This is a genomic window from Bradyrhizobium sp. BRP56 (assembly GCF_020194035.1).
Lineage (GTDB): Bacteria > Pseudomonadota > Alphaproteobacteria > Rhizobiales > Xanthobacteraceae > Bradyrhizobium > Bradyrhizobium australafricanum.
Genome location: NZ_JADYVV010000025.1, coordinates 36,079 through 56,539, shown reverse-complemented (window position 1 = coordinate 56,539; position 20,461 = coordinate 36,079). Strand labels below are relative to the sequence as shown.

At 66.0% G+C, this 20,461-nt stretch carries 19 protein-coding genes and 1 pseudogene; 9 read left to right on the top strand and 11 right to left on the bottom strand.

Annotated features, from left to right (window positions below):
- Positions 1-23 precede the first annotated feature (23 nt).
- From I6F38_RS19005 to I6F38_RS18995, 3 genes are all read left to right on the top strand, one after another.
- The gene (locus tag I6F38_RS19005; RefSeq protein ID WP_069276553.1) at positions 24-1,370 is read left to right on the top strand and encodes an extracellular solute-binding protein; all 1,347 of its coding nucleotides are present in this window, start codon (positions 24-26) and stop codon (positions 1,368-1,370) included.
- Positions 1,371-1,498: 128 nt separating this feature from the next.
- Entirely contained in the window at positions 1,499-2,455 is a 957-nt protein-coding gene (locus tag I6F38_RS19000; RefSeq protein ID WP_092085191.1) for a sugar ABC transporter permease, read from the top strand.
- Positions 2,448-3,344, top strand: coding sequence for a carbohydrate ABC transporter permease (locus I6F38_RS18995; protein ID WP_026193344.1), 897 nt, complete (start codon positions 2,448-2,450; stop codon positions 3,342-3,344). Before I6F38_RS19000 ends, I6F38_RS18995 begins: the two co-directional genes overlap by 8 nt.
- Positions 3,345-3,522: 178 nt before the next feature.
- On the opposite strand, the gene I6F38_RS18990 is transcribed toward I6F38_RS18995, so the two are convergent.
- The 6 genes from I6F38_RS18990 to I6F38_RS18965 form a co-directional block, all read right to left on the bottom strand.
- The gene (locus tag I6F38_RS18990) at positions 3,523-4,344 is read right to left on the bottom strand and encodes an energy transducer TonB (RefSeq protein WP_225161399.1); all 822 of its coding nucleotides are present in this window, start codon (positions 4,342-4,344) and stop codon (positions 3,523-3,525) included.
- Positions 4,345-4,436: 92 nt separating this feature from the next.
- Complete coding sequence (exbD, locus tag I6F38_RS18985; RefSeq protein WP_225161398.1) at positions 4,437-4,883, bottom strand: TonB system transport protein ExbD; 447 nt, start codon at positions 4,881-4,883, stop codon at positions 4,437-4,439.
- Positions 4,884-4,886: 3 nt separating this feature from the next.
- Positions 4,887-5,687: a tonB-system energizer ExbB gene (gene exbB, locus I6F38_RS18980; protein WP_225161397.1), complete on the bottom strand. Its 801-nt coding sequence runs from the start codon at positions 5,685-5,687 to the stop codon at positions 4,887-4,889.
- Positions 5,688-5,849: 162 nt separating this feature from the next.
- Entirely contained in the window at positions 5,850-6,359 is a 510-nt protein-coding gene (gene hutX, locus I6F38_RS18975) for a heme utilization cystosolic carrier protein HutX (protein WP_225161435.1), read from the bottom strand.
- Positions 6,360-6,370: 11 nt separating this feature from the next.
- Positions 6,371-6,703 (bottom strand): antibiotic biosynthesis monooxygenase, encoded by a 333-nt coding sequence (locus tag I6F38_RS18970; protein ID WP_021080657.1) that lies wholly within the window; start codon positions 6,701-6,703, stop codon positions 6,371-6,373.
- Positions 6,704-6,850: 147 nt separating this feature from the next.
- The gene (locus tag I6F38_RS18965) at positions 6,851-9,196 is read right to left on the bottom strand and encodes a TonB-dependent hemoglobin/transferrin/lactoferrin family receptor (RefSeq protein ID WP_225161396.1); all 2,346 of its coding nucleotides are present in this window, start codon (positions 9,194-9,196) and stop codon (positions 6,851-6,853) included.
- A gap of 251 nt (positions 9,197-9,447) precedes the next feature.
- Between I6F38_RS18965 and I6F38_RS18960 the strand changes: the two genes are divergently transcribed.
- The 5 genes from I6F38_RS18960 to I6F38_RS18940 all read left to right on the top strand — a co-directional run bounded on the left by I6F38_RS18960 (position 9,448) and on the right by I6F38_RS18940 (position 13,971).
- Positions 9,448-9,654, top strand: coding sequence for a hemin uptake protein HemP (locus tag I6F38_RS18960; RefSeq protein ID WP_225161395.1), 207 nt, complete (start codon positions 9,448-9,450; stop codon positions 9,652-9,654).
- 8 nt (positions 9,655-9,662) lie between these two features.
- The gene (locus I6F38_RS18955) at positions 9,663-10,613 is read left to right on the top strand and encodes a hemin ABC transporter substrate-binding protein (protein ID WP_225161394.1); all 951 of its coding nucleotides are present in this window, start codon (positions 9,663-9,665) and stop codon (positions 10,611-10,613) included.
- Entirely contained in the window at positions 10,610-11,710 is a 1,101-nt protein-coding gene (locus tag I6F38_RS18950) for an iron chelate uptake ABC transporter family permease subunit (protein ID WP_225161393.1), read from the top strand. The genes I6F38_RS18955 and I6F38_RS18950 overlap by 4 nt, the downstream gene beginning before the upstream one ends.
- Complete coding sequence (locus tag I6F38_RS18945; RefSeq protein WP_225161392.1) at positions 11,707-12,510, top strand: heme ABC transporter ATP-binding protein; 804 nt, start codon at positions 11,707-11,709, stop codon at positions 12,508-12,510. The genes I6F38_RS18950 and I6F38_RS18945 overlap by 4 nt, the downstream gene beginning before the upstream one ends.
- Before the next feature lie 108 nt (positions 12,511-12,618).
- Positions 12,619-13,971 (top strand): esterase-like activity of phytase family protein, encoded by a 1,353-nt coding sequence (locus I6F38_RS18940; protein WP_225161391.1) that lies wholly within the window; start codon positions 12,619-12,621, stop codon positions 13,969-13,971.
- 375 nt (positions 13,972-14,346) lie between these two features.
- Here the strand turns inward: I6F38_RS18940 and I6F38_RS44010 are convergent, their stop codons facing one another.
- The 4 genes and pseudogenes from I6F38_RS44010 to I6F38_RS18925 all read right to left on the bottom strand — a co-directional run bounded on the left by I6F38_RS44010 (position 14,347) and on the right by I6F38_RS18925 (position 18,637).
- A complete protein-coding gene (locus tag I6F38_RS44010) occupies positions 14,347-14,757 on the bottom strand; it encodes an enoyl-CoA hydratase-related protein (protein ID WP_276573498.1) in 411 nt (136 codons plus the stop codon).
- A 67-nt stretch (positions 14,758-14,824) separates the two neighbouring features.
- Positions 14,825-15,181, bottom strand: a pseudogene (locus I6F38_RS44005) (enoyl-CoA hydratase/isomerase family protein); the annotation flags it as partial.
- A gap of 169 nt (positions 15,182-15,350) precedes the next feature.
- On the bottom strand, positions 15,351-17,024 hold the full coding sequence (locus I6F38_RS18930) for a mucoidy inhibitor MuiA family protein (RefSeq protein WP_225161390.1): 1,674 nt from the start codon (positions 17,022-17,024) through the stop codon (positions 15,351-15,353).
- A 179-nt stretch (positions 17,025-17,203) separates the two neighbouring features.
- Positions 17,204-18,637, bottom strand: a complete 1,434-nt coding sequence (locus tag I6F38_RS18925; RefSeq protein WP_225161389.1) for an MFS transporter — start codon at positions 18,635-18,637, stop codon at positions 17,204-17,206.
- 82 nt (positions 18,638-18,719) lie between these two features.
- Here I6F38_RS18925 and I6F38_RS18920 point away from each other — a divergent pair, with 82 nt between their 5' ends.
- Entirely contained in the window at positions 18,720-19,178 is a 459-nt protein-coding gene (locus I6F38_RS18920) for a MarR family transcriptional regulator (RefSeq protein WP_225161388.1), read from the top strand.
- 73 nt (positions 19,179-19,251) lie between these two features.
- Here the strand turns inward: I6F38_RS18920 and I6F38_RS18915 are convergent, their stop codons facing one another.
- Positions 19,252-20,424 (bottom strand): acetyl-CoA C-acyltransferase, encoded by a 1,173-nt coding sequence (locus I6F38_RS18915; protein WP_057017940.1) that lies wholly within the window; start codon positions 20,422-20,424, stop codon positions 19,252-19,254.
- Positions 20,425-20,461: the final 37 nt, after the last annotated feature.

Here is a 20,461-nt window from a genome sequence, read left to right as displayed (position 1 = left end):
ATAAGAACGGGAGTGCGAACGACATGAAGTACGAGATCACGCGTCGCGACGCGCTGGTGCTGGGGGCTTCCGCGGCGGCGCTGGCGGTCACCGGCGCTTCGGCGCAGGAGGCGTCGAAGGTGAAGGCAGCCGACGTGGCGGCGCCGTCGCTGCCGATCGAAAAGGACGCCACCTTGCGCATGCTGCGGCCGGTGCGCTTCGTCCAGGCCGACGAGGACGTGTTCCGCGCCAATGCCAAGAAATTCACCGACAAGACCGGTGTCGAGATCAAGGTCGACTTCGTCGGCTGGGAGGACATCAACCAGCAGACCGCCGTGACCTCGAACTCCGGCGCCGGCCCCGACATCATCATCGGCTTCGGCGACGCGCCGCACATCTATATCGACAAGCTGATCGAGCTGACCGATGTCGCCGATTATCTCGACAAGCGCTATGGCGGATGGCTCACGCTGGCGCGCCGATACGGCATGCGCTCGAAGTCGAAGAGCTGGGTCGGCCTGCCGTTCGGCGCCTCGGGCGGCCCGCTGGTCTACCGCAAGTCGCTGGTCAACGCCGCCGGCTTCGACAAGGTGCCGGAGGACCACGCCGGCTTCCTCGAACTCTGCAAGAAGCTGAAGGCGGCCGGCAAGCCCGCGGGCTTCGCACTCGGCAACGCGGTCGGCGACGGCAACGGCTTCGCCAACTGGCTGTTGTGGTCGCACAACGCCGCGCTGCTCGATGAGGAAGGCAACATCATCATCAACAGCAAGGAGACGATCGCGGCGCTGAAATATCTGAAGGAACTCTATCCGACCTTCATCGCCGGCACGCCGTCCTGGAACGACGTTTCCAACAACCGCGCCTACTCGTCGCAGGAAATCGGCCTGACCGCAAACGGCGTCTCGCTGTATTTCTCGCTGAAGAACGATCCCGCGACCAAGGCGATCGCCGACGACACCGCGCATCAGTTCCTGATCAAGGGGCTGGCCCCCACCTCTCCGATGTCCGGCCTGACCTTGAACGCAATGGTGTTCAAGCACAGCAAGTATCCGAACGCCGCGAAGGCATTCCTGCAGTTCATGCTCGAGCACGAACAGTACGAGCCGTGGCTCAACGCCAACTCCGGTTACTGGTCGCAGCCGCTGGCGGCCTATGCCGATGCGGCGGTGTGGTCGAGCGACCCCAAGGTCGCGATCTTCAAGGACACGATGAGGAGCCCCTACTACAACGGCTACAAGGGGCCGATCTCGACCGCGACCGGCGCCGTCAACGCCGACTATGTGCTGGTGCAGATGTGCGCCTCGGTCGCGACCGACGCCGCAACGCCCGAGGCCGCCGCAGCAGAAGCCGAACAGCGCGCCAAGCGGTACTTCCGGCGGCAAGGCCGGTAAGATCGACCTCAAGCCGCTGTCATTCCGGGGCGATGCGTAGCGTCGAACCCGGAATCTCGAGATTCCGGGTCCGGTGCTAACGCACCAGCCCGGAATGCCCCTGGAAGTAGGACCGAGACAAGAACCTGATGTCTGTCACCACCCTCCCCTCACGCGGCGCGGCGCTGCACCAGCCGGGCTGGCTCGCGCGCCTGTTCGACTACAAGCCGTTCCTGATCGTGATGTGCCTTGCGCCTGCGATCGGCCTGCTGCTGGTGTTCCTCACCTATCCGCTGGGCCTCGGCATCTGGCTCGCCTTCACCGACACCACGATCGGCCAGCGCGGCATCTACATCGGACTTGAGAACTTCCAGTATCTGCTCAAGGATTCCTTGTGGTGGAACGCGGTGTTCTATTCGATCTTCTACACCGCGATCGCAACCTTCGGAAAGTTCGCGCTCGGCTTCTGGCTGGCGCTGCTGCTCAACAACCATTTTCCGTTCAAGAGCCTGATCCGCGCCATCGTGCTGCTGCCGTGGATCGTGCCGACGGTGCTCTCCGCGCTGGCGTTCTGGTGGATCTACGATCCGCAGTTCTCGATCATCTCCTATCTCCTGGTCGACGTGCTGCACTGGCGCGACAGCAATGTCGACTTTCTCGGCTCGCCCTGGCCGGCGCGGTTCTCGCTGATCGCCGCCAATATCTGGCGCGGCATCCCGTTCGTCGCGATCTCGCTGCTGGCGGGGCTGCAGACTATCTCGCCCTCGCTCTACGAGGCGGCGATGCTCGACGGCGCCACCTCCTGGCAGCGCTTCCGCTACATCACCTTCCCGATGATGATGCCGATCCTGGCGATCGTGATGACGTTCTCGATCATCTTCACCTTCACCGACTTCCAGCTGGTCTACGCCATCACCCGCGGCGGCCCGGTCAACTCGACCCATCTGCTCGCGACACTGGCGTTCCAGCGCGGCATCGCCGGCGGCGAGCTCGGAGAGGGTGCCGCGATCGCCGTCTCGATGATCCCGTTCCTGGTGTTCGCAACATTGTTCAGCTACTTCGGCCTCGCGCGCCGCAAATGGCAGCAGGGAGAAGCCAATGACTGACGTTGCAGCCCAATCCTCCAACGTCGCCAGCGCCACGCCCGATACGATGGCGTGGGACTCCCGCGCCCGGCGCGTGGTGATGATCTATCTGCCGCTCGCCTGCTTCATCCTGATCCTGCTGTTTCCGTTCTACTGGATGGCGGTCACCTCGTTCAAACCGAACGCCGAGCTGCTCAACTACAAGGAGCACAATCCGTTCTGGATCACCTCGCCGACGCTCGCGCATATCAAGCATTTGTTGTTCGACACGGCCTATCCGCGCTGGCTGAAGACCACCATGCTGGTCGCGATCGGCTCGACCTTCCTGTCGCTGTTCGCCTCGACGCTCGCCGCCTATGCGATCGAGCGGCTGCGCTTCCGCGGCAGTCCCTATGTCGGCCTCGGCATCTACCTCGCCTATCTGGTGCCGCCGTCGATCCTGTTCATTCCGCTCGCCACCGTGATCGTGCAGTTCGGCTTGTTCGACTCGCCGCTGGCGCTGATCCTGGTCTATCCGACCTTCCTGGTGCCGTTCTGCACCTGGCTGTTGATCGGCTATTTCAAATCGATCCCCTACGAGCTCGAGGAATGCGCGCTGGTCGACGGCGCGACGCGGTTGCAGATCCTGTGGCGGATCACGCTGCCGCTCGCGGTGCCCGGCCTGATCTCGGCCGGCATCTTCTCCTTCACGCTGTCCTGGAACGAGTTCATCTACGCACTCGCCTTCATCCAGAGCGGCGCCAACAAGACGGTGCCGGTCGCGATCCTGACCGAGCTCGTCACCGGCGACGTCTACCAGTGGGGCGCGCTGATGGCCGGCTCGCTGCTCGGCTCGCTGCCGGTCGCGCTGTTCTACTCGCTGTTCGTCGACTACTACGTGTCGTCGCTGACCGGTGCGGTGAAGGAGTAGCTGGGCACGGGGACGCGCAATTCGCTCTATCTCCGTCATCCTGAGGTGCGAGCCTCTTCGGCGAGCCTCGAAGGATGCACGGCCCCGCCGGTGGCCGATTCATCCTTCGAGGCTCGCTCCGCTCGCACCTCAGGATGACGGGGAAGGAAGCGCGGCCTGGATCAACAAGAATCTGACGCTACCGCGGCACAAACGCGACCGGCACGGAAAAACCCATCGAGCCCTGCGTGATCTCGGACGGAAACGCCGGAAACGGCTGGGCCTGGCGCACCATCGCCAGCGCCCGCGCGTCGAAGGTCGGATTGCCGGACGAGCCGCCGAGGTGGCTCGACAGCACCTGCCCGCCGCGGCCGAGCGTGAACACCAGGCGGACCACCCCGCGCTGGCCGCTGCCGCCGGCGGGATAGGAATGGAAGCGCAGCAGATGCGCGCGGACGCGGGCGTTATAGGCCGCGATCGCTGACGCGGCTGCGCCGACGCTGATCGCAGACGCCGCCGGCGCCTGCCGTTCGGCACGGCTCGGCGCGCTGGTGCGCGGTGCCGGCGTTGCCTCGGACGGCTTCTTTGCTTGCCGACGAACCACCTTCGGCTTGACCGGTTCGGGCTTCCTCTCCGGAACGACTTTCGCGGGCTCGGGTTGCGGCGGCGTGATCAGCTGCTTCTGTTCCGGCGGTGCGACGACGTCGGGCTTCTCCTGCATCGGCGTCGGCGCGATCTCCTGCGGCACGCCCTGCGCGGCGGCAGGCTCCGGCGGCGACGCGTCGGCCTCCTGCATCGCCGGCCCCGGCGGCAGCTCGGTCTCCGAAATGTCCGGGGCCGAGGTGATCGGCGTCAGGTCGACCAGCACCGCCGGCACCGCAACGCCCGGCGGCGGCGCCAAGACCCATGTCATCCCGAGCGCGAGCAGCGCCGCATGCGCCGCCAGGATCACGGCCACCGACAGGCCCCAGCGCTTCAGCCAGATCTCGTCGCCCGCATCATGAAGCGCGTAGGCATTCATGGAAGTCTATCTTGTTGGCGCATGATCTCCGCGCAAACGCGTTCCGCGTTTGTCGCGACGGAAAACCGGTACCCACTTTTCCGGATCATGCGCTAGCTACGCCCGTCGAGGCCGACCAGCGCGATCTTGAGATAGCCGGCGTTGCGCAGCAGGTTCATCACCTCCATCAGATCGCCATAGCTGACCGCCTTGTCGGCGCGCAGGAAGATGCGCTCGTCCTTCCTGCCTTGCGTGGCGCCATCGAGCGTCGACGTCAGCGTCTCGCGCGCGATCACGTCCTCGCCGACCGCGACGGAGAGATCGGGCTTCACGGTGACGAACACCGGCTTGTCCGGGCGCGGCTGCGGGTCGGCGGTCGAGGCCGGCAGATCGACGCCGAGATCGACGCTCGCGAGCGGCGCCGCGACCATGAAGATGATGAGCAGCACCAGCATCACGTCGATGAACGGCGTGACGTTGATCTCATGCGCCTCGACCAGATCGTCATCGCCGCGACGCCGGCCGCCGAATGCGCCGCCTGTCCCAAGCTTCGCGCCCATCGCCTACTCCGCAGCGCGCGCCAGCCGGAACAAGCTGCGATCGCCCTCGCGGCTGACCAGCAGCATCACCATGACGGAGGCGTCGCCGAGCAACGCGCGATAGGACGCGATCGAACGGGTCAGGTGATTGTAGATCACGACCGCCGGAATCGCGGCGACCAGGCCGAGCGCGGTCGCAAGCAGCGCCTCGGCGATGCCGGGCGCGACCACCGCGAGATTGGTGGTGTGGGCCTCGGAGATGCCGATGAAGGCATTCATGATGCCCCACACCGTGCCGAACAGGCCGACGAACGGCGCGGTGGCGCCGATCGTCGCCAGCACACCGGTGCCGCGCGCAATCTGCCGCGACATCGCCGCTTCGACCCGCTCCAGCCGCAGCGCGATGCGCTCCTTGAAGCCGTCGTCGAACATCCCGCCGGACAGCGCAGCCTCGCGCGAGGCCGATTGCACGATCTGCGCCACCGCATCGTTGCCGTCGCGGCTCGCCTGCTCGACTTCGGCAAGCTGGGTGTCACGCTCAAGGAGGCCGATCCGCTGCCGGGCGAGCGCTGCCTTGCGGCGGATCTCGACGGTCTTGGCGAGCCAGACCGTCCAGGTGACGAGCGAGGCGAAGGCGAGCCCAACCATCACCGCCTTCACGACGATGTCGGCGCTTTCGAACATGCCCCAGGGCGAGAGGTTGCGCGGCAGCACTGCGGCGTCGGCTGCGGCAAGGCTACTGCTTGGGAGAGATGCAGTCACGACCGCAATCAACTGGACGACGATTGATAGCCGGCTACTTCTGCCAAACGTGCGAATTAGCATACTCACCTCCAACCGCATCTCACCTCGCCCCGCCTGCGGGGAGAGGTCGGATCGCATCGCAAGATGCGATCCGGGTGAGGGGGACTCTCCACGAGCACGGTGCCCGGAGGGTCCCCTCACCCCGCCCCTCTCCCCGCAAGCGGGGAGAGGGAGAAGAAATCTTCAGCCCGCGTTCGGTGCGAGGCGGTCCGCCAGCGCATGAAAGCGCACCAGCTGATCGCCGCGCAGCGCGCGCGTCTCGTCGCGGCCGACGAACACCTTGAACATGATGCCGCCGTCGCGATTGATGAAGGCGATGAACGCCGACACCTTGCCCATGAAGGGCCGCTCGACGAACGCGATCGCCGCGCAGCGATCGTGCCTCAGATGGCGGTGCAGGCCCTTCGGCTGCATCAGGTTGAAATAGCCGCGACCGACCTCGCCGTTCGGAATGGCGCCGGTGAACTCGAAGATCGCGTCATCGGTGTGCACGATCAGCGTCACCTCGCCCCATTCCGCGATGTCCTGCATCGCGGCGGCGAACTCCCCGGCGCCGATCCGCACCATGCCCTTGGGGAGTGCCTCGAGCACCGCGCGCGGCGTCACCTTGCGCTCACGCGCAACGTCCTCGATCACAGCGCCGGGATTGTCGGCCATATGGGCCATCAATCCCGCAAGCTCCGCGTTCTGCACGGCCGCCTCCGTCACGCCGGGCTCTTCGCGCGCTCGGTGATCAGCACCTCGAAGCCCTCGAATTTCGGATGGCCGAGATAGAGGCTGCCGCCGGTCTCGTTGCCGGCGCGGGAATGGGCGCGGCGGAACGCATCGGATTTGGTCCAGTCCTCGAACGCCGCCTTGCTGGCCCACACCGTGTGGGTGGCGTAGAGCGTGTGATCCTCGGCCTCGGGACCCTTCACCAGATGAAATTCGATGAATCCAGGCAGATCGCCGAGATAGGATTCGCGCGTCTTCCAGACCGTCTCGAACGCCTGCTCCTTGCCCTTGATCACCTGGAACCGGTTCATTGCGATGAACATGAAGACTCTCTCCTGTTTGACGGCGGATGCCCGGATCCTGCCGGTTGATCTCGTTAATAACATGAACGCGCCAGGGAAAACGCCAAGGCCGCGCTGGGGGCACCAGCGCGGCCGGAGCAACCTGGATGGAATGATCGGCGTCTCGCGTTACGCTCCACCTAGGTGAATCCTGAGCCCGGCCTTGTAGACGGTGCCCGGACCGGGGCTCGAGAACAGCACGTCGTTCTGCGTCGTGCCGTCGGTCGAGGAGCCCGGGATCGCATAAGGCCGGTAGTACTGGTTCAAGAGGTTGTCGACCGACGCCGTGAAGGTGATGTCCTTGGTGGCGTTCCAGGTCAGATAGAGGTTGACGAGCTCGTAGCCGGTCGAGGGCAGATAGCCCGCCGGCAGGTCGTTGTTGGCGCCGAACGAGGACCATTGCGCGGCAATGATCAGCGAACGGTCGAGCAGGCGGACGCCGCCGGTCGTCGTCACCTTGCGCGGCGTGATGGTGGCGAGCCCGACATTGGTCTGGGTGTTCCGGCCGCGCATCAGATGGCCGGCGACGCCGACGAACCAGTCGCCTGCATCATACATCGTCTCGAGCTCGAAGCCCTCGATGCGGGCGTGGGCGATGTTCTGGTACTGGTAGAACTGGCTGAACCGCCCGAATGGCGTCAGGGTCGGCGCCGAGGCGACGAGGTCGATATAGCCGTCGACGTCGTTGCGGAACACGTTGATCTTGCCGCGGAGCGAGTCGTTCGCGGTGAAGATGCCGTCATATTTCAGGTTGATGCCGGCTTCCTTGTTCTTGCCGACCTCCGGCCGCAGCGCTGCATTGGGCAGGAAGCAGAACAGGCCGCTGGTGCCGTCAGGGCAGTTGAACAGCGCCGGCCCGCCGCCGGTGGCATGGCCGCCCGCGATCAGGGTCTCGGTGATCGACGGCGCGCGATATCCTTCGGCATAGCTGACATAGGGCGTGAAGCCGGCAACCGGCGTGACGCCGAGCGTGATCTTCGGCGACAGCCGGTCGCCGCTGGTTGTGGTGTTGATCGAATTGAGCTCGTAATGGTCGTAACGAACAGCGCTGATCAGCTCGAGCCAGGTCGAATAGTTCTGCTTCAGCTGCACGAAGCCGCCGGACACCGTGCGCTGGCCGCCCGGCGTCGTGATGTTGGAATTGCCGCGCGAGTCGAAGGTCTCGACATCGTCGCGGAAGGCGTCGAAGCCGTAGGTCACGGCGTTGCGCCAGTCGCCGAAATTGAAGCGCGAGGTGTTGTTGACGTCGACACCAACCGTATCCAGCAAATAACCGCGCTTGTCGCCGACGCAGCCGGAAATGTTGTTGCCGGGATTGGCGAGCGTGCAGACCCCGCCGCCGGTGGTGATGCGGTTGTTGTAGGTCTTGACCTGATCGTTGTCGGTGCGGTTGCCGTAGACCGAGATGTTCCAGTCGAACAGCATGTCGTCTGGCTTGGAATATCGCCAGCTCAAGGTGCCCGTGTAGTTCTTCGCGTCGGAGGCGTAGACCGAGGAGCCTGCGATGGCGGCGAGCGGCGCCGCCGTCGTGGTCGGGCCGCGGTTCGGCTGACCGATATTGTACTGGTAGTCCTGGAAGATGCCGCCGATCTTGAATTCGTGGCCTTCGGCCGGGCGGAACGTCACCTTCATCAGGCCGGCCGCGATATCGTTGCCGGTGTTGCCGATCTCGGTGCCCGCGCCGTCCTTGTAATTGCCCTGTGTACGATAGACCGCGCCGCCGAACACATCGACATTCGGATCGACGCGTACGCCGCCGAACACCGAGCCCATGCCGCGGTCCGTGTTGGTGCCGTAGGAGCCCGACATGTCGACACCCCAGCGCTCGCCGGGACGCACCACGTCGTCGATGTCCTTGGTACGGAATGAGACCACGCCGCCGATCGCGCCGGAGCCGTAGATGTTCGCGGTCGGGCCGCGCACCACGTCGACGCCGCCGATCAATTCGGGATCGAGGAAGAACGAGCCGTTGGCGTTGTGACCGGTGCGCTGATAGTTCTGCCGCGCGCCGTCGACGACAACAGCGACACGGCCGAAATCCTGCAAGCCGCGGATGTTGATGACGGTTGCCGGATCGTCGCCACGCTCCTGAACCGAGACGCCGGGCACGTTATAGAAAATATCGGAGAGCCGGTTCGGCTGCAGGCCCTGGATCTTCTCCAGCGTGACGGAGCTGACCGGCGCCAGCGCATCGATCGCGCGCTCCTCGGTCTTGGAGGCCACCGCCGTGATGGTGTCGAGCGATTGCACCGGCACCGCGCCGATCTGCGCCCGCGCGTTCATCGCCGCCGGCGCCGCCTGAGCTTCGGCCGCCGGCTTCGGCTTCCGCTTGGCCTGCTTCGGCCGCTCGGTCGCCGGACGTGGAGCCGACGGATCGGCGGTCTGCGCGAAGCCGCGTTCCGGCAGTGCTGCCGCAAATGAGAACACCGACGCGCCCAAAATCAAGGCGCGCGAAACCCTAGCCCCGTCAGCCATTCTAGCCCCAGCCTGATCATCGCTTTTCTGGTTTGGCTGGCGTGCGCTCCGACGAGCGGCTTGCTGGCTACATCGCGATGCAAGTCACCCGCCTGCATCGCGTGAGGATTGGTTACGAGCCGGAAACAAAACGGTCAAGAATGCGGCAGCGCTGTTTATATCGATTGTAAAGTGCCGCCGTTGGAATGCGCTCTCGCCCGCTTATACAAGCAAACACCATTTGAAAATTTTCGCAGGCGCAGCACCACAATATGTCCGCAGCTTCCGGAGACAATATCGGCGCAGCCGGAAAGCAGACCGAGCCTGCATCCGGCGTGGCCAAAACACTGATCATGCGCGGTAATCGTCTCGACAGCCGCGACCTGTTCGCGGCGGAGCGCGAGATCATCATCATGCACGGCGAAGAGCATTACCGGTTGCGGCTGACCTCGCAGAACAAGCTGATCCTGACCAAGTGACGGCCCCGATGACAATTTGTCGCACGCTCGCTTTGCTCGCCTTCTCCTGCCTGCTGCCGATCGAAGCCGTGACGGCCGAGGGCATCACCGTGCATGACGCACGCGACCGCGACGTCGTGATCGACAATCCGTCGCGGATCGTCTCGATCGGCGGCGCGATCACCGAGATCCTCTATGCCCTCGGCTTCGAGGACCGCATCGCCGGCGTCGATGCGACCAGCCTCTACCCGCCGGCAGCGCTGCGCGAGAAGCCCGACGTCGGCTACATGCGTCAGCTGTCGCCAGAGGGCGTGCTTGGCCTGCATCCGTCGCTGGTGCTCGCAGTGCAGGGCTCCGGGCCGAAGGAGACCATGGACGTGCTGGAGGCGGCCAAGGTGCCGCTGGTGCTGGTGCCGGAGACGTTCTCGGAGGCCGGGCTGATCGAGAAGATCAGACTGGTGGGCCACGCCATGGGCGCCGATCCGCGCGCCGCCTGCCTGACCACGGTGGTGGAGGGCGATCTCGCGCAACTGCGCGCGCTGCGCGCCAGGGTAACGAAGCCGGTGCGCGTGATGTTCGTGATGTCGCTGTTGAACGGCCGGGCGATGGCGGCGGGCCACAAGACCGCGGCCGACGAGATCATCCGGCTTGCCGGCGGCGTCAACGCCATCGATGGTTACGACGGCTACAAGCCGGTCAATGACGAGGCCATCGTGGCGGCGAAGCCGGATGTCGTGCTGTCGATCGATCGCGGCAAGGACTCGCTGACGTCGGATGCCGTGTTCGCGCATCCGGCCTTCGCGCTGACGCCGGTCGCGGTCAACAAGGCCTTCATCTCGATGGAAGGCCTTTATCTGCTCGGCTTCGGGCCGCGCACCGCGGCCGCGGCACGCGACCTCTCGGTCAAGCTCTATCCGGCGCTGGCGCCGGACGCCGACAGCTTCAAGCCGGCAGCGCTGACCGCGAATTGCCGGCAATGAGCGTGCTGGCCGAACGCCGCCGGCGTGCGAAACGACGGCGCGTCGGCATGTCGCTGCGGCCGGCCGCGGCACTCACCCTGCTCTGCCTGCTTGCGGCGCTCGCAGGCACTGCCCTGGTCGCCCTGACGGTCGGGGCCGCCGGCATTCCAATGGCGCGGCTTCCGGCAGCGCTTGGGCTATGGGCTGATCGTGTCGCCAACCCGCTGCTCGCACGCGACCAGCTCGTGGTGTGGTCGATCCGCATCCCGCGGATCGCAGCGGCGGCGATGGTCGGCGGACTGCTTGCCCTATCAGGCGCGATCATGCAGGGCCTGTTCCGCAACCCCCTCGCCGACCCCGCGCTGGTCGGCGTCTCCTCCGGCGGCGCGTTTGCCGCGGCGGCCGCGATCGTGTTCACCGACAGTCATCTCGGCGAAAGCCTGCGCTTCCTGCAACACCAGTTGCTGCCGATCGCGGCCTTTGCCGGCTCGCTGATCACGACCATCGTGCTTTACGGCATCGCCAGCCGCGGCGGCCGGACATCGATTGCGATCTTCCTGCTGGCCGGGCTCGCGATCGCCGCGATCGCCAATGCCGGCATCGGCCTTCTGGTGTTCGTCGCCGACGACCGCCAGCTCCGCGACATCACCTTCTGGCTGCTCGGCTCGCTCAGCGGCGCGACCTGGAGCAAGCTCACAGCGCTGGCGCCGGTGCTGGCGGTCGCGCTGGTCGCCTGCCTCTCGATCGCGCGCGGGCTCGACGTGCTGGTGCTCGGCGAGGCTGAGGCGTTCCACAGCGGCGTCGACGTCGAACGGCTGAAGCGGATCTCGATCGTGCTGGTGTCGGCGATGACCGGAGTCGCGGTCTCGGTCTGCGGCGTGGTCGGTTTCGTCGGCATCGTGGTGCCGCATCTGTTGCGGCTGGTGATCGGGCCCGCGCATCGGCTGCTGCTGCCGGCCTCCGCGCTGCTCGGCGCCATCCTCCTGGTCGGCGCCGACACCGTGGCGCGCACCATCGTGGCACCCGCGGAAATGCCGATCGGCATCCTGACGGCGGCGATCGGCGCGCCGTTCTTCCTCGCCATGCTGCTGCGGCAGCGCGGACTGGTGTCGCTATGACGGCCCTGCTCGAAGCGCAGTCGGTATCGATGACGGTCAGCGGCACGACGCTGGTCAACGCGGTGTCGCTGCAGATCGGTGCCGGCGAGATGGTCGCGATCGTCGGTCCCAACGGCGCCGGCAAATCGACCCTGCTGCGGATGCTGTCGGGCGACCTGCGTCCGTCACGCGGGACGATCAGGCTGCGGCAGCGCGACCTGCAAACTTACGGACCACGCGCGCTGGCGCAGCACCGCGCGATGCTGTCGCAGCACGTCAACGTCACCTTCCCGTTCACCGTCGAGGAAATCGTCAGCATGGGCGCCGGCGAAAGCCCGCGTGCCGTGGCGCGGGCGCTGGTCGAGGCGGCGCTCGACGAGGTCGGGCTCGCGCGTTTCCGTTTCAGGCAATTGCCGACGCTGTCGGGCGGCGAGCAGCAGCGGGCGCATTTCGCCCGCGTGCTGGTGCAGCTCGCCTGCGGCGAAGCGCTGCACGGACCCGGACTGCTGCTACTGGACGAGCCGACCTCGAGCCTCGATCTGCGGCACCAGATCGACCTGGTCGAAACGGCGAGGCGGCGTGCCGCGCGCGGCACCGCCGTGATCGCGATCCTGCACGACCTCAACCTCGCGATGCGGTTCGCCGACCGCGTCCTGCTGCTGCACCGCGGCCGGCTTGCCGTCGACGGCGACCGCACGGCGGCGATGAAGACCGAGACGCTGCGCGATATCTTCGAGATCGACGCTGCGATCGATTACACCGGAGGTGGCGTGCCGTTCCTGCTACCGCAGACGATGCGGCCGGCCGGCAAGGCGACGTAACGCCGCAAGCCTTATCCCGCCGCAACATCCGCGGTTCACAAAACTGTCAGCCGGCTGTAACAGGCGGCTCGGAGAACACCGCATCGTTTATCCTTTGGGAGATCAACCATGCGCCTGCCCCTGCTCTGCTCCGTCGCCTCGATCCTGCTCGCCACTTCGGCGTTCGCGCAGGGTGAGGGCGAATTCCCGGCGACGCTGGCGGGACATGCCGTGATGCCGGCGGAGAGCTTCATCGACGCGCCCGCCGACGCCCCTGATGATCTGAAGACCTCGGGCAAATACACCACCGGCAGGCGCGTCGACGCCATCGGCACCGTGATGGGCAAATCGTACGGGCGGCCGACCAGCGTGTCGCTGCCGTTCAAGGGCCAGCCGCTGCAGGGCCATTCCGGCATCAAGGTGATGCCCGACGGCTCGTTCTGGGTGATCACCGACAACGGCATGGGCTCGCGCTACAACTCGGCGGACTCGATGCTGTACCTGAACCGGCACAAGATCGATTGGGCGAGCGGCAAGATCGAGCGTCAGGAGACCGTGTTCCTGCACGATCCCGACAGGAAGGTGCCGTTCCGCATCGTGCACGAGGACACCGCCAAGCGCTACCTCACCGGTGCCGACTTCGACACCGAGGGCTTCCAGATCATCAACGACATTTTCTGGATCGGCGACGAGTTCGGGCCCTACATCCTCAAGGCCGACAAGACCGGCAAGATCCTCGCCGTGTTCGAGACCGTCGCCGACGGCAAGCCGGTGCGCTCGCCGGATCACTGGGCGGTGCAGTCGCCCGGCGCGCCCGGCGCCAGCTACACCAACGTCAACCTGCGCCGCTCCAAGGGCTATGAAGGTTTTGCTTCCTCCAAGGACGGCAAGTTCCTCTACGGCCTGCTCGAAGGACCGCTGTGGGATGCCGACAAGAAGGATTGGGAGAAGGTCGACGGCAAGGAAGCCTCGCGCATCCTGGAATTCGACGTCGCGGCGGAGAAGTTCACCGGGCGCCACTGGCAGTATGTGTTCGAGCAGAACGGCAATGCGATCGGCGACTTCAACATGATCGATCCGGCCCAGGGCCTCGTGATCGAACGCGACAATGGCGAAGGCACCGCCGACAAAGCCTGCCCGCAAGGCCAGCGCGGCGAGAACTGTTTCCCTGACCTTGCCAAGTTCAAGCGCGTCTACAAGATCGAGCTGTCCGACGCCAATGTCGGCAAGCCCGTGCGCAAGATCGCCTATATCGACCTGATGAAGATCCGCGATCCCAACAAAAAGGCGCGCAAGCCGCTCAACGACGGCGTCTACACCTTCCCGTTCTTCACCATCGAGAATGTCGACCGGGTCGACGAGACCCACATCATCGTCGGCAACGACAACAACCTGCCGTTCTCCTCGAGCCGCGACCCGAACAAGGCCGATGACGACGAGTTCGTGCTGCTCGAGGTCGGCGACTTCCTGAAGGCGAAGTGAAGGGGCTGCTTTCGCCGATCACACCAGTGTCGTCGCCCGGCTCGGCCGGGCGACCCAGTATTGACGTCCGAATTTGGTGGACAAGCCGCGGCGTACTGGATGTCCCGCTCAAGGCGGGGCATGACAGCGAATATGCGGATAGCGTGATGCTCATCCCGGCACGACAGCCATTCCGTCCTCCCCGCGCAAAGGCTTCGCCTTTGTCGCTGGAGGTGCGAGCCTTGCGGCGCAATTGCGCCGCTGGGTGAGCCTCGAAGGATGCGCGGCCCCCGATGCAGCCGCGCGGAGACAGCCGGGCCGCCGCCCTTCGAGACGGCCGCTCTGCGGCCTCCTCAGGTGACGGCGATACAGCTCAACGCGCGGCTTGCGTGATCGTCACTCCCTCTTCGTCCGGTAATCTCCGAACGTCGTGTCGCGCTGGTCGAGCTGGGCCTTCACGCTGCCGCCGTCGCGGCGGAAGCCCGCCATGTAGGCCTTGCTGGCCTCGGTCGTGAAGGCCAGCGCCTGGATCTCGGTGCCGGCCCGCATCGCGGCGCGGGCGCCCATGATTTCCATCGCGCGGTGGACGCTACGCTTGTTGAGCTGCTGCAGCTCGATCGGCACCTTGGCCGCGCGCTCGGCGAAATCCAGCGTCTTCGCCTCCAGTTCGGCGAGCGGAAACGACCGGGTCGCATAGCCCCATTCGGCGGCCTCGCGGCCGGACATCGCGTCGCCCGTCAGCATCAATTCCATGGCGCGGCGCATGCCGACCAGCCACGGGTGATACTGCATGTCGGGCGGGCTCATCAGCCGCACCGGGATAGCCGATCTGGGCGTCGTCGGCGACATAGACCACGTCGCAGGCGGTCGCGAGCTCGGTGCCGCCGGCGAGGCAGTAGCCGTGCACCTGCGCGATCACGGGCTTTGCGAGATCCCAGATCGAGAACCAGCCCTCGACGACATGGCGCGACCATTGGCCGGGCCCGGATGCCGAGTGATAGGGCTGGTCGACGCGATTGTCGGCGGAGAGATCGTAGCCCGCCGAGAAGCAGGGTCCGGCGCCGCGCAGGATCGAGATCGAAATTTCGGGATCGCGGTCGGCCTGCTCCAGCACCTCGAAGATCTCGCCGCGCAGGCGATTGTTCAGCGCGTTGCGCTTCTCGGGGCGGTTCAGCGTGATGCGGCGGACGCGCGGACGCGGATCATCGACGATGATGTGCTGGTAGCTCATGGATCCTCCCGATCTCAGGCTTTGTTGCCTTTGGCAAAGTGATGCCCGAGATCGGCAGGGTTGTCATCGGCAGATGACGCAGGTCCTCATAGCGTTTTCAAGCGAAGTGGGTTCCGGTTCGCGTGAAGAGAACGCGTCAAGCAACAACGCTAGAGCCCCGGCACGGGCTCTAGCCCGCCGGCACCATCACGACGCCCTTGTCCTTGGGCCAGCGCATCCGCCAGGCGAAATTGATGTCACGGACTTCGCCGGCCTTGGCCTCGAACGCCCATTCCAGCACGCCGCGCCTGTCGCGCAGATTGGTCGTCGTCGCCGGCGTCGACGACGGCAGCATCTCGACCACGATATCGTCGTTCTCGCTGACCGGGAGCTGATCCTGGACCGCGACCTTGATCGGGAAGTCGTGGCCGTTGCGCACCGTGGTCTTGAAGGCGCGCTCGTCGGTCTTCGACGTGGTCACGATCAGGCCGGCGGAGCCCTCGTTGCGCTTCACCACCGTGCGTTCGATCTTGACCTTGTCGTCGGCGCCGAAGCCGAGCCGCACGGTCTCGTCCTTGGCGGCCGTGGCCATCCGGCTGCGGCCGACAAAGATACCGTCGCGGTAGATCGAGATTTGCCCCGGCAGCAACGGCGCATCGTCGGCCTGCACGAAGCTCGCTTCCAGGAACGCGGTCGGGTCGATCACAGGAACGGCGCGAACCGCGAGATCGGGGGTGATGGTCGCCGTCGAGATGCGCAGGCTCTTCGCGCCCTCATTGGCGGCAACGCTGACGCGGCCGGGAATCTTGAAGGTGGCCTGGAAGGCGCCGACCTCGGCGGTGGCTTCCAGTTCGTCCATGCGTCCCCCACCAAAGCGGAATTGCTGAACCGCGTCGGCGGCCGGCGCGGGTGCCAGCGCCTCGCGCGCCCGCATGCTGGCCTCTCCCGAAAGCTTCGCCAGCGGCCGCGGGGGCTGCGGATATTGCACGATCAGCGAGCGGAGGTCGGGCGCATTGCCGCCGCGCGCGACCCGCACGGTGGAGACGACGAGCGCCACGTTCGACCAGTCCTCGCCGGTCGACTGGGTGATCTCGGCGCGGCGCACCAGTTCGATCGCGGGCTTGCGGTCTTTGGCGCCGGTGTCGAGCCGGGCGTCATAGAGCGCCGTCCAGCGCGCGTTGGGAACCGCATAGGTGACCCGCAAGGTCGCCTTGGTCGCCGCTTGCGAGGCGACATCGATCCGCACCTCGACCTTGCTCGGCGGCTTGCTGGTGCGATCGGCTGCGAGCTGCGCAAGATCGCGGTCGATCACGCGGATCTTGCGCTCGGCGTCACGGATCGCGCTGTCGGCGGTTGCGACCTCGTCGGCCACCGCCGAAAACGCCGCGCGCCACTCGCTGAGCGGACGCGCCTCGCCCTTTTCGCCGAGGCCCGCGGGTGACGCCTCGGCAAACCGCTCGGCAAATTTGCGCCGCGCCTCGGCCGCGCTGATCAGTCCCTGCAAATCGGCGCGCTGATCGTCAAGCGCCTCGATGCGCTTGTCGATCTCGGAGAGATTTTGCGGCAGCAGCGGCCCCGGCAGCTTGGTGTCGATCGCGCCTATCGTGAGCTTCGCTCCGCCCTCGCCTTCGACCCGCAGCGAGGACGGATCGAGCCCGATCGGGAAATCCCTAGCGATGAGGGTGTTATCGCCTGCAGGCAGATCCAGCGTGATGACGCGGGTGACGCTCGCGCCATCGGGATAGACGGTCACGGCATCGACCTGCGAGGCCGCATCGAGATTGGCCGCATGCAGCGGCCCGGCAACCAGCGCACCCGCCAGCACCAGGCTGGTGGTCACAAGATAATTCGCAATCCTACACATAACATCCCTCCGGAAAAACGCCGCATCGCGCGCGAGACGAACGGCGCGCCGGGCTCGAGGGCGCGTCGTTTCTCGTGGTGAGACGCAGCGAGGAAGGGACTGGTTCGATTGGGGTTTCCCTGCGGCGCGACGATGGCGCCGCCGCGGCCGCCGCATGGCGCGGCGATGTCTTTCGGGCGTTAGCGATCTGCCTTGCGCCGGATGAACAGATAATTCGGCACGAAGCCGGCCAGGGTGATCGCGATCATGATCCACCAGCCGCGCTGAAACGCCGCGATCCGCTCGGTCATCGAGACCGGCGTTGCAAGGATCGCCACAAAGATCGCGACGCCGATCGCCAGTGCCGCCTGCCGGATCATGTTGATGACGCCGGAGCCGGTGGCAAACGACGACGGCGGCAGCGCACCGGCGCCGACGCCCATCAGGGTCGGAAAGGTCAGCCCGACGCCGATACCGATCAGCATCACGCCCGCGACGACGGCAGGCGCATTGGGGTCGGCCCCAAGCAGCGTCGCCCAGATCGCAAGGCCGGCCGCGAACAGCACGATTCCGGCGGAGACGACGGCCGCGGCGCCAAACCGCGCAATCAGCCGGCCGGCAAACAACAGCGAGGTGATCGGCACCATCAGCGGGCCGGGAGCGATTGCAAGGCCGGTCTTCAACGCCGACCAGCCCCATACCGTCTGCTCCCACAAGGCGCAGGACAGCAGCATGGCGCCGAAGGCCGCCGAATAAGGCGCCATCACCAACGACGCGCCGGTGAACGGCCTGACCGCGAACAGCGCAGGATCGACGAAGGGATTCCTCGATCTGAGGCAATGCCACGCGAAGGCGGCGAGCGAGACGGTCGCGACGGCAAAGCCAAGCACGACGCCGCGCGAACTCCATCCCCAATCGTTCGCCTTCACAATCGCAAATGTCAGCGCACCGATACCGGAGGTCACCAGCAGCGCCGCCCATGAACTCGGACGCGGTACGTCGTGACCGGGCACTTCGGGCAATTTCAGCCAGCCGACGATCAGCGCGACGACGCCGATCGGGACATTGACGATGAAGATCCAGCGCCAGTCGAAGGTGACCAGGACGCCTCCCGCGAGCGGGCCCAGTGCGGCGGCAAGGCCGCCGATCGCCGTCCAGGTGCGCACCGCCCCGGCGCGTTGCTCGGGCGGAAACGACGCCAGCAGCAGGCCGATCGAGGTTGGCGTCATCAATGCCGCACCGGCGGCCTGCGCCACGCGCGAGACGACCAGGAACTCGACACTGGAGGCCAGCGCACATGCCGCTGACGCGGCCGTGAACAGCGCGACGCCCAGCAGGAAGCTGAGATTGCGGCTGTGGCGTTCGGCGAGCCGGCCGAAGAACACCAGCAACGCCGCGTAGGCAATGGCGTAGGCATTGAGGATCCAGGACAAATCCTCAAGCGAGACGCCGCGAAATTCCTGCGCGATGTTCGGCAGCCCGACATTGACGATGAACAAATCGAGATTGGCGAGGCAAATTCCGACCGACACGATCGCAAGCACCTGGCGCGGGGTTGCGGTGGCGACGCCGGACCGCGGCCGCGCATCAGGTTCGACGACCAGATCGATGGTCTCCGCCTCTACCTCCGACATCACACCCTCCGAAATACGTGCATATGCATCTATTGCCATTAGGTGCATACGCATGTATCTGTCAAGTCCATCGGAGGCAGCGATGGCGAAAACGGAACCCAGCCGGTGTAATCTCACGGCGTTGCGCAAGGCGACGCGGCGGGTGTCGCAGCTCTACGATCAGGTCCTTGCCACATCCGGCCTGCGCGGCACGCAACGGGCGATTCTGGTCTATGTCAGGCGGTCGGGCGCGCCGACGATGGGCGAGCTTGCCGCAGCCCTGGTGCTCGACCGCACCGCGCTGAACCACAACCTCAAGCCGCTCGAGCGCGACGGTCTATTGACCATCACCGTCGACAAGAACGACCGGCGCAGCCGGCTGGTGCGGCTCACCAAGCGCGGCGAAGCCAGGCTCGAGGAATCACAGGCCGCATGGCTCAAGGCGCAGGAGCGCTTCGAGACCGCCTTCGGCGCAAGGCAGGCCGCCGATCTCCGGCAGACGCTCGAACTGATTGCCTCGCTCGAGTTCGACGAGCGCGCGCTTACCTCACCGGCGAGCTAGCCGGCTCCAAATGAAAAGCGGCCCGGCGTTGCCGCCGGGCCGCTCGGTCGCACACGATCAGGGTCGATCGCGCTTAGCTGTAGATCTCGAACAGGCCGGCGCCGCCCTGGCCGCCGCCGATGCACATGGTCACGACGCCCCACTTGGCCTTGCGGCGACGGCCTTCCTGCAGCAGGTGGCCGGTGAGCCGGGCGCCGGTCATGCCGAAGGGATGGCCGATCGCGATCGAACCGCCATTGACGTTGTACTTCTCGGGATCGATGCCGAGCTGGTCGCGCGAATAGAGGCACTGGCTGGCGAACGCCTCGTTGAGCTCCCAGAGATCGATGTCGTCGACCTTCAGGCCGTGGCGCTTGAGCAGCTTCGGCACCGCAAACACCGGACCGATGCCCATCTCGTCGGGCTCGCAGCCGGCCGAGGCCCAGGCCACGAAGCGGCCGAGCGGATTGAGGCCGCGCTTCTCGGCATCCTTGGCCTCCATCAGCACCACGGCGGCGGCGCCATCGGAGAGCTGGCTGGCATTGCCGGCGGTGATGAACTTGCCCGGCCCCTTGACCGGCTCGAGCTTGGCGAGGCCCTCTAGCGTGGTCTCGGGGCGGTTGCACTCGTCGCGATCGACCACGTAGTCGACGATCGACTCGGCCTTGGTCGCCTTGTCGACCACCTTCATCTTCGTCTTCATTGGGACGATTTCGTCCTTGAACTTGTTGGCCTGCTGCGCGGCGGCCATGCGGCGTTGCGACTCCAGCGAATACTCGTCCTGGTATTCGCGGCTGAGCTTGTAGCGCTCGGCCACGATGTCGGCGGTATCGATCATCGCCATGAAGATGTCGGGCGCGGTCTTGAGCAGCTCGGGATCGATCGATTCCTTCGGCGAGCCGCCGCCGGGAATCGAGATGCTCTCGACGCCGCCGGCGACGATGCAATCGGAGCCGTCGGAACGGATCGAGTTGGCGGCCATCGCGATGGTCTGCAGGCCCGACGAGCAGAAGCGGTTCACGGAGACGCCCGCGGTCGACTTCGGCAGGCCGGCGAGCAGCGCCGCCTGGCGGCCGATGTTCGGCGCGCCATGCGCGCAATTGCCGAGATAGCAATCCTCGACATATTCCTTGTCGACGCCGGCGCGGTCGACCGCGTGCTTGATGGCGTGCGCGGCGAGCGACATCGGCGGGGTGATGTTGAATCCGCCACGGCCGGACTTTGCCAGGCCGGTGCGCGCGTAGGAAACGATTACGGCTTCACGCATTGTTTTCTCCCTCTGAGATGACGGTCATTGTGGCGCG